20 protein-coding genes and 1 pseudogene are annotated in these 15,015 nt (G+C 49.1%); 9 read left to right on the top strand and 12 right to left on the bottom strand.

Features of this window, described 5'->3' with window-relative positions; translation table 11 throughout:
- Both mciZ and NYE42_RS12125 read left to right on the top strand, forming a co-directional pair.
- Positions 1–123, top strand: a complete 123-nt coding sequence (gene mciZ, locus NYE42_RS12120) for a Z-ring formation inhibitor MciZ (RefSeq protein WP_003153315.1) — start codon at positions 1–3, stop codon at positions 121–123.
- Between the two features lie 62 nt (positions 124–185).
- Positions 186–1,106: an aldo/keto reductase gene (locus NYE42_RS12125; protein ID WP_032870114.1), complete on the top strand. Its 921-nt coding sequence runs from the start codon at positions 186–188 to the stop codon at positions 1,104–1,106.
- A gap of 32 nt (positions 1,107–1,138) precedes the next feature.
- On the opposite strand, the gene NYE42_RS12130 is transcribed toward NYE42_RS12125, so the two are convergent.
- Positions 1,139–1,363 carry a YqkE family protein gene (locus NYE42_RS12130; RefSeq protein WP_007409396.1) on the bottom strand — a complete coding sequence of 75 codons (225 nt, stop codon included), beginning with the start codon at positions 1,361–1,363 and terminating at the stop codon, positions 1,139–1,141.
- Between the two features lie 122 nt (positions 1,364–1,485).
- On the opposite strand from NYE42_RS12130, the gene NYE42_RS12135 reads away from it, so the two are divergent.
- Positions 1,486–2,400 carry an alpha/beta hydrolase gene (locus tag NYE42_RS12135; RefSeq protein ID WP_327942256.1) on the top strand — a complete coding sequence of 305 codons (915 nt, stop codon included), beginning with the start codon at positions 1,486–1,488 and terminating at the stop codon, positions 2,398–2,400.
- A gap of 39 nt (positions 2,401–2,439) precedes the next feature.
- Here the strand turns inward: NYE42_RS12135 and NYE42_RS12140 are convergent, their stop codons facing one another.
- From NYE42_RS12140 to NYE42_RS12160, 5 genes and pseudogenes are all read right to left on the bottom strand, one after another.
- Positions 2,440–2,679 (bottom strand): DUF2552 family protein, encoded by a 240-nt coding sequence (locus NYE42_RS12140; RefSeq protein ID WP_003153307.1) that lies wholly within the window; start codon positions 2,677–2,679, stop codon positions 2,440–2,442.
- Positions 2,654–3,016, bottom strand: a complete 363-nt coding sequence (locus tag NYE42_RS12145; RefSeq protein WP_014305346.1) for an iron-sulfur cluster biosynthesis family protein — start codon at positions 3,014–3,016, stop codon at positions 2,654–2,656. Before NYE42_RS12145 ends, NYE42_RS12140 begins: the two co-directional genes overlap by 26 nt.
- A gap of 74 nt (positions 3,017–3,090) precedes the next feature.
- A pseudogene (locus tag NYE42_RS12150) lies at positions 3,091–4,056 on the bottom strand (GNAT family N-acetyltransferase); the annotation flags it as partial.
- Complete coding sequence (locus tag NYE42_RS12155) at positions 4,053–4,397, bottom strand: antibiotic biosynthesis monooxygenase (protein ID WP_199022022.1); 345 nt, start codon at positions 4,395–4,397, stop codon at positions 4,053–4,055. The gene NYE42_RS12155 and the pseudogene NYE42_RS12150, both read right to left, overlap by 4 nt.
- A 12-nt stretch (positions 4,398–4,409) precedes the next feature.
- On the bottom strand, positions 4,410–4,880 hold the full coding sequence (locus NYE42_RS12160; RefSeq protein WP_012117908.1) for a GNAT family N-acetyltransferase: 471 nt from the start codon (positions 4,878–4,880) through the stop codon (positions 4,410–4,412).
- Between the two features lie 215 nt (positions 4,881–5,095).
- On the opposite strand from NYE42_RS12160, the gene NYE42_RS12165 reads away from it, so the two are divergent.
- The 5 genes from NYE42_RS12165 to NYE42_RS12185 all read left to right on the top strand — a co-directional run bounded on the left by NYE42_RS12165 (position 5,096) and on the right by NYE42_RS12185 (position 8,393).
- Entirely contained in the window at positions 5,096–6,322 is a 1,227-nt protein-coding gene (locus NYE42_RS12165) for a DNA polymerase IV (RefSeq protein WP_042635323.1), read from the top strand.
- 15 nt (positions 6,323–6,337) lie between these two features.
- On the top strand, positions 6,338–6,682 hold the full coding sequence (locus tag NYE42_RS12170) for a YolD-like family protein (protein ID WP_007409390.1): 345 nt from the start codon (positions 6,338–6,340) through the stop codon (positions 6,680–6,682).
- Positions 6,683–6,783: 101 nt separating this feature from the next.
- Positions 6,784–6,990, top strand: coding sequence for a YqzH family protein (locus NYE42_RS12175; RefSeq protein WP_003153294.1), 207 nt, complete (start codon positions 6,784–6,786; stop codon positions 6,988–6,990).
- 73 nt (positions 6,991–7,063) lie between these two features.
- Positions 7,064–8,134 (top strand): AI-2E family transporter, encoded by a 1,071-nt coding sequence (locus NYE42_RS12180; protein ID WP_335390366.1) that lies wholly within the window; start codon positions 7,064–7,066, stop codon positions 8,132–8,134.
- 91 nt (positions 8,135–8,225) lie between these two features.
- Positions 8,226–8,393 (top strand): DUF4083 domain-containing protein, encoded by a 168-nt coding sequence (locus tag NYE42_RS12185; RefSeq protein ID WP_094032266.1) that lies wholly within the window; start codon positions 8,226–8,228, stop codon positions 8,391–8,393.
- A 1-nt stretch (position 8,394) separates the two neighbouring features.
- Here the strand turns inward: NYE42_RS12185 and NYE42_RS12190 are convergent, their stop codons facing one another.
- From NYE42_RS12190 to NYE42_RS12210, 5 genes are all read right to left on the bottom strand, one after another.
- A complete protein-coding gene (locus tag NYE42_RS12190) occupies positions 8,395–8,784 on the bottom strand; it encodes a VOC family protein (RefSeq protein WP_029973629.1) in 390 nt (129 codons plus the stop codon).
- A 24-nt stretch (positions 8,785–8,808) separates the two neighbouring features.
- Positions 8,809–9,768, bottom strand: a complete 960-nt coding sequence (gene coaA, locus NYE42_RS12195; RefSeq protein WP_144664567.1) for a type I pantothenate kinase — start codon at positions 9,766–9,768, stop codon at positions 8,809–8,811.
- A gap of 75 nt (positions 9,769–9,843) precedes the next feature.
- A complete protein-coding gene (gene dsdA / locus NYE42_RS12200) occupies positions 9,844–11,193 on the bottom strand; it encodes a D-serine ammonia-lyase (RefSeq protein ID WP_039254614.1) in 1,350 nt (449 codons plus the stop codon).
- 15 nt (positions 11,194–11,208) lie between these two features.
- A complete protein-coding gene (locus NYE42_RS12205) occupies positions 11,209–11,985 on the bottom strand; it encodes an SDR family oxidoreductase (RefSeq protein WP_031378961.1) in 777 nt (258 codons plus the stop codon).
- Positions 11,986–11,990: 5 nt separating this feature from the next.
- Positions 11,991–12,950: an MBL fold metallo-hydrolase gene (locus NYE42_RS12210; protein WP_277506540.1), complete on the bottom strand. Its 960-nt coding sequence runs from the start codon at positions 12,948–12,950 to the stop codon at positions 11,991–11,993.
- Between the two features lie 396 nt (positions 12,951–13,346).
- On the opposite strand from NYE42_RS12210, the gene proC reads away from it, so the two are divergent.
- On the top strand, positions 13,347–14,186 hold the full coding sequence (gene proC, locus NYE42_RS12215; RefSeq protein ID WP_144464508.1) for a pyrroline-5-carboxylate reductase: 840 nt from the start codon (positions 13,347–13,349) through the stop codon (positions 14,184–14,186).
- Positions 14,187–14,222: 36 nt separating this feature from the next.
- Here the strand turns inward: proC and NYE42_RS12220 are convergent, their stop codons facing one another.
- Complete coding sequence (locus NYE42_RS12220) at positions 14,223–14,969, bottom strand: polyketide synthase (protein ID WP_015240152.1); 747 nt, start codon at positions 14,967–14,969, stop codon at positions 14,223–14,225.
- Positions 14,970–15,015 lie beyond the last annotated feature (46 nt).

Consider the following 15,015-nt stretch of genomic DNA (forward strand, 5'->3'; position numbering starts at 1 on the left):
TTGAAGGTGTACCGGAAGGATAAGAGTATCGTATTGGTCGGAAAGGCGTGGGAAGTGCGGGCTAAACTGAAAGAATACGGACGGACATTCCGCTATGTCGGAGATTGGATCACCGGGCCTTAACAGTTGAAAACTTCGCGCCTTTATATTACGGTCAATAAAAGACTATAAAAAGGAGCGAAACGATGAGAAAACGCACACTGGGACATTCTGATTTAGAAATAAGCGAAATCGGGCTCGGCTGTATGTCGCTGGGCACGGATAAAGCTAAAGCGCTGTCTATTTTGGATGAAGCGATCGAGCTTGGAATCAATTATTTAGATACCGCTGATCTTTATGATTTCGGCAGAAATGAGGAAATTGTCGGGGAGGCCGTCAAAAACCGCAGACACGACATCATTTTAGCTACGAAAGCCGGAAACCGCTGGAATGATGATAAAGACGGTTGGCATTGGGACGCTTCCAAAGGATACATAAAAGAAGCGGTTAAAAACAGCCTGCGCCGGCTGAAAACGGACTATATCGACCTTTATCAGCTGCATGGCGGCACGATGGAAGATCATATTGACGAAACGATCGAAGCATTTGAGGACTTAAAACAGGAAGGTGTCATCCGGTATTACGGCATTTCCTCGATTCGTCCGAATGTTATTAAAGAATATGTGAAAAAATCAAATATCACCAGCGTTATGATGCAATACAGCCTGCTGGACCGGCGTCCCGAGGAGTGGCTTCCCCTTTTAGAGGAGAACGGAATCAGCGTAGTCGCAAGAGGGCCTGTCGCTAAAGGGCTTCTTACGGAAAAACCGCTTGATCAAGCGGCCGCAAGCGTAAAAGAGAACGGCTATTTAACATATTCTTTTGCAGAACTGGCAGAAACCAAAAAAGCGATCAGCGCTGCCGCACCTGACTTGAGCATGACGGAGCTTTCTCTTCAATACTTACTGTCACAGCAGGCCGTCGCTTCTGTCATCACCGGAGCCAGCTCACTTGAGCAGCTGAGAGAAAACTGTTCGGCTGCAGAGGCCCGGCGTTTAAGCAGCCAGGAAATCAAAGCCCTGCAATACCATACAAAACCGGACGTATACGAAGCCCATCGTTCTTAAATCATAAAACCGGCACCTTTTCAGATGCCGGTTTATTTATATTTGTGCCAATCGAGACTGCTTTCATTCAGCAGCTCTTCAAAGCTTTTATGTTTTTCTTTTTCTTTTCGTTTTCTGATTTGTTCCGCCTTTTGCTGCGCCTGTTTTTTCTCGTCTTCTTCCTTCAGCTCACTTTTCATTTGCAAAAGCCTGGCCTTCAGATCTTCCTCCAGATCGTCTTTTAAGCTGTGTTTTTCTTTAGGCAGCTGCTTTTTCATCATTACGCCCCCCGTATCTGAATATGGTGAAGCAAGTGTACCACGGAGCGCCGGAGGCCGGCAACGTTCACGGTCCTGAAAAGCCGGAGGAAGGATTTTTCATATGAAAGGAGGGTGCCTGTGTGAAAAAACGGCTGGCGGTGTTCGGTTCGGCTTGCGCAGTCTTTTTGGCTGCCGGATTCGCTTTTACGAATCTGATTATGTTTATGAAGAAAAAGACGGATGAAGATATCATGAAAAAAGAAACGGCGGACGGGCATGATAGATTTGATTCCTTTCAGGCCATGGAAAAAGAAGAGGCTGTCATCCTGTCACGCCACGGGTATGAGATCAAAGGCTTTTACGTCGCCCCGCATCATACGGCAAACACCATGATTATTTGTCACGGCGTTACCGTAAATTCGTTCAATTCATTGAAATACATGGATTTATTTTTAGATTTAGGATGGAATGTGCTCGTATATGACCACCGCGGGCACGGAAAAAGCGGCGGCAGAACGACGAGCTACGGCTATTTTGAAAAAGATGATTTGGAAGAAGCCGTGAATTGGGTGAGACACAAAACCGGAGACGGCGGTCAAATCGGCATCCACGGGGAATCGATGGGAGCGGTGACGGCCTTATTATACGCTGGCGGGCATCAGGATGAAAACGGCGCTGATTTTTATATTGCGGACTGTCCGTTCGCAAGCTTTCGCGATCAGCTCGCCTACAGGCTGAAGCGGGAGTTCCGGCTGCCTCCGTGGCCGCTTCTGCCTTTGGCTGATTTCTTTTTGCGGATGAGAGAAGGATACCGTATCCGTGATGTATCGCCTTTATCGGTTATCAGCCGAATCCGGCAGCCCGTGCTGTTTATTCACAGTAAGGAAGATGATTATATACCCTCCGCTTGTTCCGAATTGCTGCACCGCAGAAAACACGGCCCTAAGATGCTCTATCTGGCCGAATCGGGCGGGCATGCCATGTCGTACACCAAAAATCCGGAGAGCTACCGTAAAGCCGTTCAAACCTTTTTAGATACCATGACGCAAACGTAAAAAAGCGAAAGAACGTATGCTGGTTCTTTCGCTTTCACGTCATAAAACGTCGGTAATCCCGTCCATATTTTCTCCGATCCAGTCAATGGCGAGGTCGATTGTCGTAAACTCCTGCGCTTTGAAGGTCATCTCATCCTGAAGCAGCCAGACATCCTTCTGAACGGATTCAGCGCCTCCGATGGACCAGTGCAGCAGACTGTACGGGTGGTTGTTGTTCAGAAAGGATACCCACGTTTTATGCTGTGCCGTCTGTTTAATGGCTTTCAGCTTTTGATTCACTTTCCGTTTCTCCCTGCTTTACTAATATGCTCATTCTCGGGCTCAGCATCTCTGCCGGGCTTTTTAAGACGAGCGTTTTTGCCTTTTCATTGTAATCGATTGTCATTTCCTCGTCAAAAAACACTTTTTGTGAGGTCTGGATGTAAAGCGGAAGTCCGTTGGTTTCAATGGCTTCGCATTGTCCCGTTAATTCGTCCGCCAGCCAGATGGTCGGCACGCCGCTCACCGCGCACCCGCAGCCTTCTGCGTCATAGCGGAGCTGCGCTTTTTTCCCCGGGTTGGCGTCCATTGCCTGCTGAAGTGTGTGTTTCGCCGCATCCGTCACATGTATTTGCATAGATGATCCTCCGTTTTTCATTTTCGCCATTGTAGCATACCGAGCCGCTGTATGCATTGTTTCTGCTTTCTTTACAGCAGCCCGCTCTCCCAGACCTTTGCCTCTTGTTCAGCCGCCTTGATCCAGTCATTTTTCCCTTCACTATACTTTGCCATATCGTATGGGTACGTCTTAGCGAGGTGCCGTTTCAGTTCCATGTATTGAGCCGCTTTTTCAGGCTTTGCGGTGAGGTAATCCCGGAACAGCAGATGACGCTTCACGTCCGGATGCCCTGTTTCGTATATGTGAACGTGGTGTGTGCGCCTGTTGCCGCCTTTTTGAAAGAAACGCCGGCCCTCTATCCCGTTTTCCCCTTTCGCCTCATAGCCGAGTGCTTCCAGCTGCGGACTGAATCGGTCAGCGTCCGAAATATCTTTAACCTCCGCCAGTATATCGATGACGGGTTTGGCGGTCATCCCCGGGATGGAGGTACTGCCGATGTGGCTGACAGAATGAAGTGCTGGGCCGAAGATTCGGATCAAGTCCGCCTTCTCTCTTTCAAACATTCCTTTCCATTCCGGCTTGTACGGAACAACTTCCGCTTTCCTCTTCGGATAAAGATGAAAAAACGAGAGGGTCAGCCCTTCCGGCGTCTCTATCTGTCCGGCTTCTGTGAACCCGGTTTTTAAATAGAGAGAGACTGCCGGAACGTTTTGGCTGGCGGTAGCCGCCTCTATTTTTTGGGCGTCCCGGTTCTCGTCTATCACAAATTGAATAAGCGCCCGTCCGATTCCTTTTCGAAAGCCGGACGGGTGCACCGTCAGCCTGCATATGACAAGGTCATATCCCTTTTTTTCATACGAAATGACGCCTGCAAGCTGATCTTTTTCCTTGAAACCGGCAAACGTCTCCCGTGACCGCTGTATATCATCGGGTGTTTCATGCAAGGCGGGGATGCCGAAAAAGCCGATCAGCTCTGCTTCTTTTTGATAAGAGCAGCGCTGAACCGCCGCAATTTCCCGCGCGGTCTGTTCTTGTGTATGCTGTAAAAATGTAATCAATCTTCCGCCCCTTTTGACGCAAACATCCGCTGTGACTCCGTCTTCGTAATGCGGACCGCGTACGCTTCATACCAGGCGGTTTTTCCTTTTTGTTTTGCCGCCTGGTGGTCAGTATGATCTTTCCACCTTTTAATCGCCTCCAGGCTGTCCCAGTAGGAAACCGTGATGCCGCAGCCGTTTTCCTCCCGAACGCTTTCCGTGCCTAAAAAGCCCGGCTGTCCGCCTGCCAAATTCATCATGCGCTCTGCCGTATGTTCATATTCCTCATCATATTTTCCCTTTATTGATGAAAAAATGACCGCATAATAAGGCGGTTTGGGCGTGTCAGCTAAAAAACCCATATTCATCCCCCTCTACATATATTTCACAAACAGAATCCGGTCTTCTCCCGGACCGTCATAATTCGCAAAAACAGGGATTCCGTTTACGGTTTTGGTTCCTTTTTCAGCTTCAAAGCCTAATTTTGTATGATAAGCGATTGATACTTTATTGACAGGCGCCGTCACGCAATTGACTTTTGTGCAGCCCCTTTTTTTCACCGTCTCCATAAATCGATCGTAGAGCTGTTTTCCAATTTGCATTTTTCTGAAATCCGGATGCACACCGGAAAAATGAATGTAGGCTGTCTCAGGGTCTGATTGTGACTGAAAACCGATTAAAAAACCGGTCATTCCCTCCGGCCCGTACGTGATAAAGCTTGTGTCCTGAAAATGTTCAAAAAACAAGCGCGGCAGTTTGTCTTTCATCTGCCTGCCGCCCCACCATTCATTCAAAACAGACGTAACCATTTCATAGTCTTCAGAGGTAATTGTTCGAATATCCATTATCGATTGACTCTCCTTTTCGTCCGGCAAAATGAATGTCAGCTCTTCTCATTGGAATATAAAAAATTATATGTGGGTTGTTTGCAATTGTAAATGATTTCTTTTCAAGCGAACGAATCAGCACGTCTTCCAGCCAGGGAATGATTTACCAGTATAAACGTGATCATTGTTCGGGTACAATGAAAAACAGAACAAATGTTCCCGGAGGTTTTTTTATGGCTGATATTCTTCTTGTAGATATGCAATCGTTTTATGCGTCTGTGGAAAAAGCGGAAGCGCCTCATCTCAAAAGCCGGCCCGTGATTGTCTCGGGAGATCCCGAAAGACGCAGCGGCGTCGTGCTTGCGGCTTGTCCGCTCGCCAAACGATACGGCGTAAAAAATGCCGAACGGCTGTGGGAAGCGCAGGCCAAATGTCCCGATGCCGTTATTGTCCGTCCGCGGATGCAGCGGTATATTGATGTATCCGTCATGATTACCGAACTGTTTGAACGGTATACCGATCTTGTAGAACCCTACTCCATCGATGAGCAGTTTCTCGACGTGACCGGAAGCAGGCGGCTGTTCGGTGATCCTTTTACAATTGCCAAAAGCATTCAGCAAGCGATTATGCGTGAATTCGGCATTTATGCCCGTGTCGGCATCGGGCCGAATAAGGCGCTCGCGAAAATGGCTTGCGACCATTTTGCCAAAAAAAACGCATCCGGCATCCACAGATTGGATATGTCAAATATCAGGCAGGATCTGTGGCCGCTGCCGGTCGGAAAATTATTCGGCATCGGAAAACGGATGGAGCATCATTTAAGACGGATGGGCATCAGCACAATCGGCGGGCTTGCCGGGCACCCCGCCGAATTGCTGAAAAAACGCTGGGGCATTAACGGCGAATTGCTTCAGCGGACAGCCCGCGGCATCGATCCCTCTCCGGTCACCGTCAACACGCACAGCCGGCAAAAAGCGATCGGCCATAACATGACCCTCCCGAGAGACTACAGCCGCTTTGAGGATATCAAAGTCGTGCTGCTGGAGTTAAGCGAAGAAGTGGCCCGCCGCGCCCGTTTCAAACAATACATCGGCCATACGGTTTCGGTCAGCATCAGAGGCGCTGATTTTGAATTCCCTTCAGGTTTTCACAGACAGAGAAAGCTGGTCTCTCCGACTAATTTCGGAATGGATATTTTTAAAGCGGCGGTCAAGCTCTTCAAAGAGCATTGGAACGGTGAGCCCGTCCGCAGCGCCGGCATCTCCCTTTCCCAGCTGGAGCCTTGTGATTATGTTCAGCTGAGCCTGTTCGATGCCCAGGAAAAAAAGATCAGTCTCGGCAAAGTATTGGATGATATTCATGAGCGGTACGGCCCTGCGTCACTCCTCCATGCCGCTTCACTGACAGAGGCCGGCCAAGCCTTTCACCGGGCTGAAAAAATCGGCGGGCATTACAAATAATTTGAGGTGATATACATGAATCCGAACAAATTAACACCCGGGTATAATGTCATGTGGGAATCAAGCCGGATGATGCTGCCCGAACATCGGGAGCAGCTGCTTGCGAAAAAACGAAAAGAACGGGAATTCCGGCCTCCGGAACTGAGCGAAGAGCAACTGAACGACATGAACCGCATCATTGCGGCGTCGATTGAAGAAGACAGGGCCATTTCGGTCACCTACGCTTCCGCACACGGCCCCCGCCGCTTTTGGGGCTGGGTAAAACAAGTGAGGCATGACGAAAAGCGTTTAAAAATCATAAACGATGAAGATGCGTTAACGCTGCCGTTTCATCGTATTCTCTCAGCTGAATTGGAATAAAAATCCTAACCCGGCCCTGACAGAAAATATGATAGAAGAGTGGGAGGATCACATGATATTTAGTAGAATAAAGATGAATGACAAGAATAGGAGAATATATGATGGATCAATTTATAGAAAAAATGCTGGGACAAGCCCTCCGCCAGTATGGACGGAATGTGTCGACAGATCCGCTGAGCCCCTATGAAAAACAGAGTTTAAAAAAAGCTTTAGAAGAAAGAAGGAATGAAGAACCCGATGAGGATCTCCATGCCCATGTAGAAGATATTATCTACGATTACGTCACCAATCAGGGGCAGTTTTCCTGACACGGACGTTTATGCACCGGGCGATAAGGGAAATGTCCGAGAGTAAACCCTTAAAGATTGCGTGGTGCAGGATATGCCTGTCGGGCCTTATTTCAGGATCGGCTATGCCGTTCTTCTGTTATTTCTCATCATTTATCTCGGAACATTAATAGACTTTTTGTTCCAGCCTGTTGTGATTACGGTTAAAACCTTGTTTCCGCCCATTGTATTATCGGGCGTCCTTTACTATTTGTGCCGCCCGCTCGTCAGAGTGCTGCATGCAAAATTAAAGCTGCCCGAAGGAATCGCGATTTTAGCGATTTATGCGGGAACAGCCGGCCTTTTTGTCCTCTTCCTTTATACGGCGGGCCCTGCCGTTCAAAAACAGTTTACAGCCTTCACAGATCATATTCCGGAGCTTTCCGCAAAAGCTGAAAATTGGATCGGGCATCTTCAGGACAGCAAATGGTTTTCCCGGCTTCAGCATGGGGATTCCTTTAAAAAATTAGCGGACAAAGCCGCAAATTATTCCGGTTCAATCGCTGATTCTCTCAGCAGCCTGGCCGGTACGGCTGCCAATGCCGCCATCACCGCAGCCATTATTCCGTTTGCGCTGTATTACATGTTAAAAGAAGGAAACAAAGCCCCCCGGCGACTGCTGCGGCTTCTTCCGGAAAAACATAAAAAAGAAGGAAAACAAATCCTTCAGGACATGGATGAAGCTCTCAGTTCATACATACAAGGACAGCTGCTCGTCAGTTTTTGTGTCGGCGTACTCGTCACAATCGGCTATTTTATAATCGGGCTCGATTATCCGCTCGTTCTGGGCGCGTTCGCCATGGTGACAAACCTGATTCCGTTTATCGGGCCTTGGATCGGCACATTTCCCGGAGTCATTGTCGGATTGTTCGATTCACCGACCGAGGCGGTGCTGGTGATTACGGTCGTCGTCATTGTACAGCAGCTTGAAAGCCAGCTGATTTCCCCGCAAATTATGGGACGGAAGCTGGACATTCACCCGCTGACCATTATTTTTCTTCTGCTTGCCGCCGGCAAATTCTCAGGAATTGCCGGGATGCTTCTGGCCATTCCGGGATATGCGGCCGCAAAAGTGGTCATAAGCCATATGCAGAAACTATTCATTCTCAGAAAAAAACAAAGCTAGGAGAGAAATGATTCATCCCCCATGTCTTCATATCGGTCAAAATGAAAAAACGGCGGGCTGAAGAAGCCCGCCGCACACGGAGGTAAAAAAGATGAACATCGGTGATGTCATTTTTCAATTGATTTCATTTACTGCAGCCGCATTTTTCCTGTTTGCCGTGATATACGTATTCAGAAGCTTGAACAAGCGCCGCATACAATTGGACAGAATCGAAAAGAAACTCGACGCGCTGCGCGAAGAAAAAAACGAAAAGTTATAGTTCATTCAGAAGCAGGAGCAACGAGCTCCACTTTTATCCGATCCGGGTCCTCCGTGTATACGGCGTAATGCGTGCTTCCGCCTGCATATGGATGGCGGTCCCTGTAAAGCACGGGGCATCCTCTGGCAAGCAGCTTTTCTGTCATCTCGTCAACCTGCTCTCTTGATGCAGCATGAAAAGCCAGATGGTTCAGCCCGACCCGGCATCTGTGATACTCCGGTGTTAAAAAACGCTCCTCTGTCTGTACAAGCACAACATAAAATCCTGCGTTTTTCCAGCTGATGCCGGAGTCCCAATTTTGAAATTCCCTATAACCGAGCTCACCTAAAAACCATCCCCAAAACCGGGCGGAGGCTTTCAAGTCAGATACATACAACTCAATATGATGTATCATAATATTCGCTTCCTCCTCACATCACACCCGCCTTACCAGCACCTCTTCAACTTTATGGCCATCACCTTTTCTCAAAATCAAATCCGATCTGAATTTTGTCGGCAGGATATTTTCATACAGATTCGGACGGTTGACGCTCTCCCAAATGGAGGCGGCCATGGTATCCGCTTCTGCATCAGACAAATCCTTAAATTTATGAAAATAAGAAGCCGGATCCTGAAAAGCGGTTTCTCTTAAGAGGCGGAAACGCTCCAAATACCACGTGAAAATCCGGCTTTCTTCGGCATCCACATAGATCGAAAAATCAAAGAAATCCGATACAAAAATCCGCGGATCTTCCCTGTCGTCCTCTAAGGTCGGCGACTGCAGGACATTGATTCCTTCGATAATAACGATATCCGCACCTTCGACAACCTCGACGGCGCCCTCTTCCCTGTCATACGTAAGATGGGAATATACGGGCGCCTCCACTCTCTCTTTCCCCGACTTTATATCGTTCAGAAACTCAAGCAGCGCTTTCACGTCGTAGCTTTCCGGGAATCCCTTTCTGGACAGAAGGTTTTTCCTTTTTAATTCCTCCGTCGGATACAAGAAACCATCGGTTGTCACCAGGCTCACCTTCGGCCTGTCCGGAAGACGGGAAAGAAGCTTTTGCAAAATTCTCGCCGTCGTGCTTTTGCCGACGGCGACGCTGCCCGCGATTCCGATGATAAACGGGATTTTCGCTGAATGCGGATGCTTCAGAAACACATTGACATGCTGATTCCGTCTTGCGGCAGACGTGACATGAAGATGGAGAAGGCGCACAAGCGGAATGTAGATCGTTTCTACTTCTTCCACCGACAGGTAGTCATTCAGCCCCTCTACCGCCTTGGCTTCTTCCTCTGAAACGGCAATGGAAAGATGGCCGCCGAATCCGGCCCACGACTCGCGGCTGTGCTGCGTATACAATGTATGTAAGTTCAATTCTTTACTTTTCACAATTCACACCAATCTCTCTGTATGGCTTTCCGATAAAAAAACAAACGCTTACAAAGATTGTAACGGAAAACCGCTTCACTGTCTGCCCATTTTTTTCAAAAATGAGGAACCGATCCGGCTGTACTCTTCCATTTCCTCCTCCGGAACCATGCTTCCGCCGGTGCTCCACACAAGGTGCACGGCATTTTCCATCTCAAGCCCCCGCTCTTTTATATAACGGTTTCCGGCTTCGGTCTGAACGACCTTGACGGCCCCGGCCAGTCCGGCGAGTGCAGAGGGTTCAAGGCTCTTATTCTCGGCCGCCCTTAATTGATAAAGCAGCGAAAAAAGCGTGCCGTCATCGGCGGTATAACAGCCGCTGATTATAGGCTCCATCAGAGGGCCGGCCAGTCCGGACGGCCTTCCCACCGCGAGTCCGTCGGCGGCCGTTTGATTATCAAGACCGATATCCTGCACGCTGATTCCGTCATGCAAGCCGGAAAACAGTCCTAACAGCATACACGGTGAATGCGTCGGCTCACCGAAAAAAATATGGACATGCTCGCCATAGATCAGCTTTAGCGCAAGCGCGACGCCGCCCGGGCCTCCTCCGACCCCGCACGGCAAATAAACGAAAAGCGGTTCATCTGCATCAGGCTTTATGTTCATTTGATCGAGCTGCTTTTTCACACGGCTTCCCGCAACGGCATACCCCAAAAACAGATCCCGGGAATGCTCATCATCAATAAAATAACAATAAGGGTCCTGCTTCGCCTGCATGCGCCCCTCTTTGACAGCCAGACTGTAGTCTGCTTCATATTCGATGACGCGAACCCCCTTTTCCCGGAGCAGCTCCTTTTTCCACTGCTTTGCGTCACTGGACATATGAACGGTCACACAAAAGCCGAGCTTCGCGCCGATTATGCCGATACTCAGACCTAAATTGCCCGTAGAGCCGACGGCTATAGAGTATTTTGAGAAAAAAGCGGTAAACCGTTCTTCAGTCAATATGCTGTAATCGTCGTCTGCTGAGAGCATTCCCGCTTTTACCGCGAGATCTTCGGCATGCTTCAGCACTTCGTAAATCCCGCCGCGCGCTTTAATGGAACCGGAAATCGGAAGTTCGTCGTCGCATTTCAAAAGCAGACGCCCGGGGAAAGCCTGAGCGGCGCTGTGTTCCAGATGCTTCTTCATTTCATTAATCAAGACAAGCGGAGATTCAATGAGGCCTCCCTCCGCTTCCGTCTCCGGAAAAGCCGACGCGATATAAGGCGCAAACCGGCGCAGCCTTTCTTCCGCTTCGGCAATCTCCTTTTTCCATTCAGCGCCATGCTTTACTGGATCATCGGTTTTATGCGGATTGATCCAAAATACTTCACGCGCCTCCGCCATTTGCCTGACTAGAGGCTCTGCCATCAATGCCTTGTGTATATCCCGGTCGGACATTCCTTTTCCCCCTTGTTACTTTTTCTTTAATGCGCGGCCTGCCAGTTTTTCTGTAAACGATGGGAAAAGCTGATACAGCTTCGTCCCGAGGCTCATCCATCGCGGAAGATTCATTTCCCGTTTATCCGTCAGAATCACGGATGTAATACGCTCTGCCACATGGTCGGCATCAAGCATCCATCTGCCGACGCTTTTCACATAACCGCCCTCTTTATCTGCAATTGTAAAGAAGTCTGTTTTGATCGGACCGGGATTAACCGTTGTCACAGCTACACCCGTACCGTCCAGCTCAAGCCGCAGCGCATTGGAATACCCTAACACGGCGTGCTTCGTTGCGGAATAAAGGCTTGATTTCGGCGTCGCCAATTTGCCGGCCTGTGAGGCGATATTGATAATATGGCCGCTTTTCGCATGAAGCATCACAGGAAGACAGGCCTTCGTACAGGCGATTAATCCGAAGACGTTGACTTCAAACATTGCCTTCATATCATCCAAAGATGAATCAGCGGCCGTTTCAAAAATGCCGAAGCCGGCGTTGTTGATTAATACGTCAACATGACCGATCAAACGCCTTACGTTTTCAGCCTCTTCTGCATGCCGGACGTCAAACGGAACGACATCACACTGTCCGCCGCGCGCGGTAATCGTCTTTTTCACTTCCTGCAAGCGGTCCTCCCGCCTGGCGGATAAAAAAACATGAGCCCCTTCTGCCGCGCAGGAATATGCAAGCCGTTCTCCGAGTCCGCCGGATGCTCCGGTGATCCAAATCCGCTTATCCGTTAATCTGCCCATTTCCTTCACCCCTTCACAGCTTTAAACTTCAGAGTGTTCCCCGACTGAAAGGATACAGCCTTCCCTTCGGCGGCCAGCACGTCAAGATGGCCGATCGTTTCTGACATCGTTAAAAACAATTCATTTTCATACACAGCCGGAAACAGCCGCCGGCATACCTGGAAAGCCGTCAGCGTTTCCTCTGACAACAGGCGCAGCACATATTCCGACCGACTTCTCTGTTTTTCAAGCCGCCTGTCAAAAGCAGGCTTTACGTCTGTCAGCAGATCGCCGTGTCCCGGATATAAAAAGGACGGGTTTACGTCATAAAGCCGCTTCATTGAGTTCAAGTAGTCGAGCATCGGGGCCGCGCGCACGCCCCCCTTTTCCGGAGCTTCCAGAATCGGATTGGTGGAGCTGTTGGATAAAAGCAGATCGCCGCTGAACATTTCACCGCTTTTTTCATGGTAGAGCGCAATGTGAGAAGCGGCATGACCCGGGATTTCGAGCACCGTCCAGCCGTTAAGCCCGTCAATTTTTCCGCCTTCCCTCACTGTTTTCGTTAACGGACGGTTTGCAGAAAATAAGTATGACAGCTTAACTGTTTTATGTATGTCTTCAGGCGTCAGGGGAACGTCCATTTCAGTCATAAGCGACAGAAAAAAGTCCTCCTGCCGGGCGATATACGACTGATCCTGAGTAATGTACCTGTCATTCAGCGGATGCCCTATTACTTCCGCATCATCGGAAAAAAGGTGCAGCAGACCTGAATGATCTGCGTGATGATGAGTGAGCACCACCTGTTCTATATCTGCCGCAGAAACGCCGTGTTCCTTAAGCTGAAATGAGAGCGATTCAGCCGCTTCCTTTGTATTCGGGCCGCAGTCAATAAGGGTTAAGGCTTCATCTTTTACTAAATAAACGATAACGTCGCCGACTGCAAACGGAGTCGGCACACGTATCGGAATGATCTTTCTCGCTGCCATGTTTACGCTCCTTCGTTCTTTTCATTCCTGAATAATCATATTTTAGCGTTTTCTTTTCACTGTGTCATTATTGCCGCATATCGGAAAAAAAGATTGACATCCCGCTCTTGCGCATAGCATAATGAACAACAAACTAGAAAACACGGAACGCGATGACGAGGAACTAGTATATAAACAACGGCAGCAGAGAGCAATGTCCCCGGCTGAAAGACATTGCGGCCCTCTTGTTTACAGAACCTGCCCTCAGAGCGGTTAGGAAAACCTAAACGTATCCCCTCGTTACGGGATTTGAGCTGAGCACGGCTGATTCGTGCTAATGTAAGGTGGTACCGCGAAACCTTTTCGTCCTTTTTGACGGGAAGGTTTTTTTGTGTTTTGAGAAGAAGGAGGATTTATATGAAGAAAATCGGTTTTATCGGGGCCGGAGCAATGGCGGAAGCAATGGTGAACGGACTGCTGCAAAGCGGAATGACAGCCCCCGGACATATATATATGACAAACCGGTCAAATGACAGCCGGCTTGAAGAGCTCCAAAAAACGTACGGAGTAAAACCGTGCCGGGATAAAGAAGAGTTTTTCAGCAATACCGACATTCTCGTTCTCGCCTTTAAACCGAAAGATGCGGCAGAAAGCATTGAGAACATTCGCGAATACGTGAAAGATCAGCTTGTGATTTCTGTCATCGCAGGGCTGACGATTCACACGATTCAGCAATATTTCGGCAGAAAGCTCACCATCATCCGGGCGATGCCGAATACATCCGCGGCCATTCAGCAATCGGCGACCGGTTTTTCCGCAAGCTCCGAGGCGAGTGAAGCTGAAATCCGGACGGCAAAAGAGCTTCTGGAAACAATCGGAGAAGCGACGCGCTTTGAAGAAAAACACCTTGACGCCGTCACAGCCATTGCCGGAAGCGGTCCCGCCTATGTGTACCGGTATGTCGAAGCAATGGAAAAGGCCGCCCTTCAAGCCGGCCTGCCGGAAGAAACGGCAAAAGAGCTGATTTTACAAACCATGGCCGGGGCGACGGAAATGCTCAGAACAAGCAGCAAACGGCCTGAACGCCTGCGCAAGGAAATCACAAGCCCGGGCGGCACGACTGAAGCAGGCCTTCGCGCATTAGAAGAGCGCCGCTTTGAAGAAGCCATCATGCACTGCATCGCAGAAACCGCAGCACGGAGCGCCGAAATTAAAGAACAATTCGCAGGCTCCGTTCTGCAAAAGACGGACCAGTGATAAAGCATGGGGCTTCCCATGCTTTTTTCATTCTGTTTAACTGCCGTATAAGCGGCTGATTCTCTCTTTTACTTCAGGAAGATGGAATGTGGCTTCGTGCATGTTCACCTCTTCCTCAACCGCTTTTGTCAGCTCTCTTTTGATCCGTGCCGTCACATTGGTTTTCAGCGCAACCAGTGAGGCTCTCGGTTTATCCGCCAGCAGCCGGGCTAATTCGCGGCCTCTTTGAAGGACGTCTTTTTTCGGCAGCACTTCAAACGGAACTCCCCGTTTTTCCAGAGCGGCGCCGCTGAAATTCGCGGCCGTAAACAGCATTTCTTCCCCGAGGACAATTCCCAGTTTTTCAGGCACAATATACGTCGCGCCCATTCCCGGTGTAAATCCGTACTTCATATAATTACAAGAATAAAAACTCTCTCTGCTTAAAATCACGAAATCCGAGCTCAGACCGATCGTAAAGCCGGCTCCGATCGCATGCCCCTGCATGGCAGAAATCACGGGAATCCTGCAATCCAATAAAAGACTGTGAAGCTTTAAATCTGTAAATTGGAGCTTTCCGCTCTGAATGGTCAAAAGCCCCTCCTGCGTTCCTCCCGTGCAGAAATAATTTCCGTAACCCGTCAGAAGGACGGTTTTATAGGACGGATGGGCATTGATGTCTTGGAATACCCGGTGCAGCTCTCTGACAAACTCTTCTGACAGCCCGTTTTTCCCTGCCGTATCCTGCATTGTGACCTGCACAATGCCCGGTTCTGTTTCCTGTACATCAATCATTGGATTCATGTTTATTCTCCGTTTCTTTAAAAATACTCAGGCCTTTCCGGCTCTG

It is taken from the genome of Bacillus sp. FSL K6-2865 (assembly GCF_040311405.1).
GTDB lineage: Bacteria > Bacillota > Bacilli > Bacillales > Bacillaceae > Bacillus > Bacillus velezensis.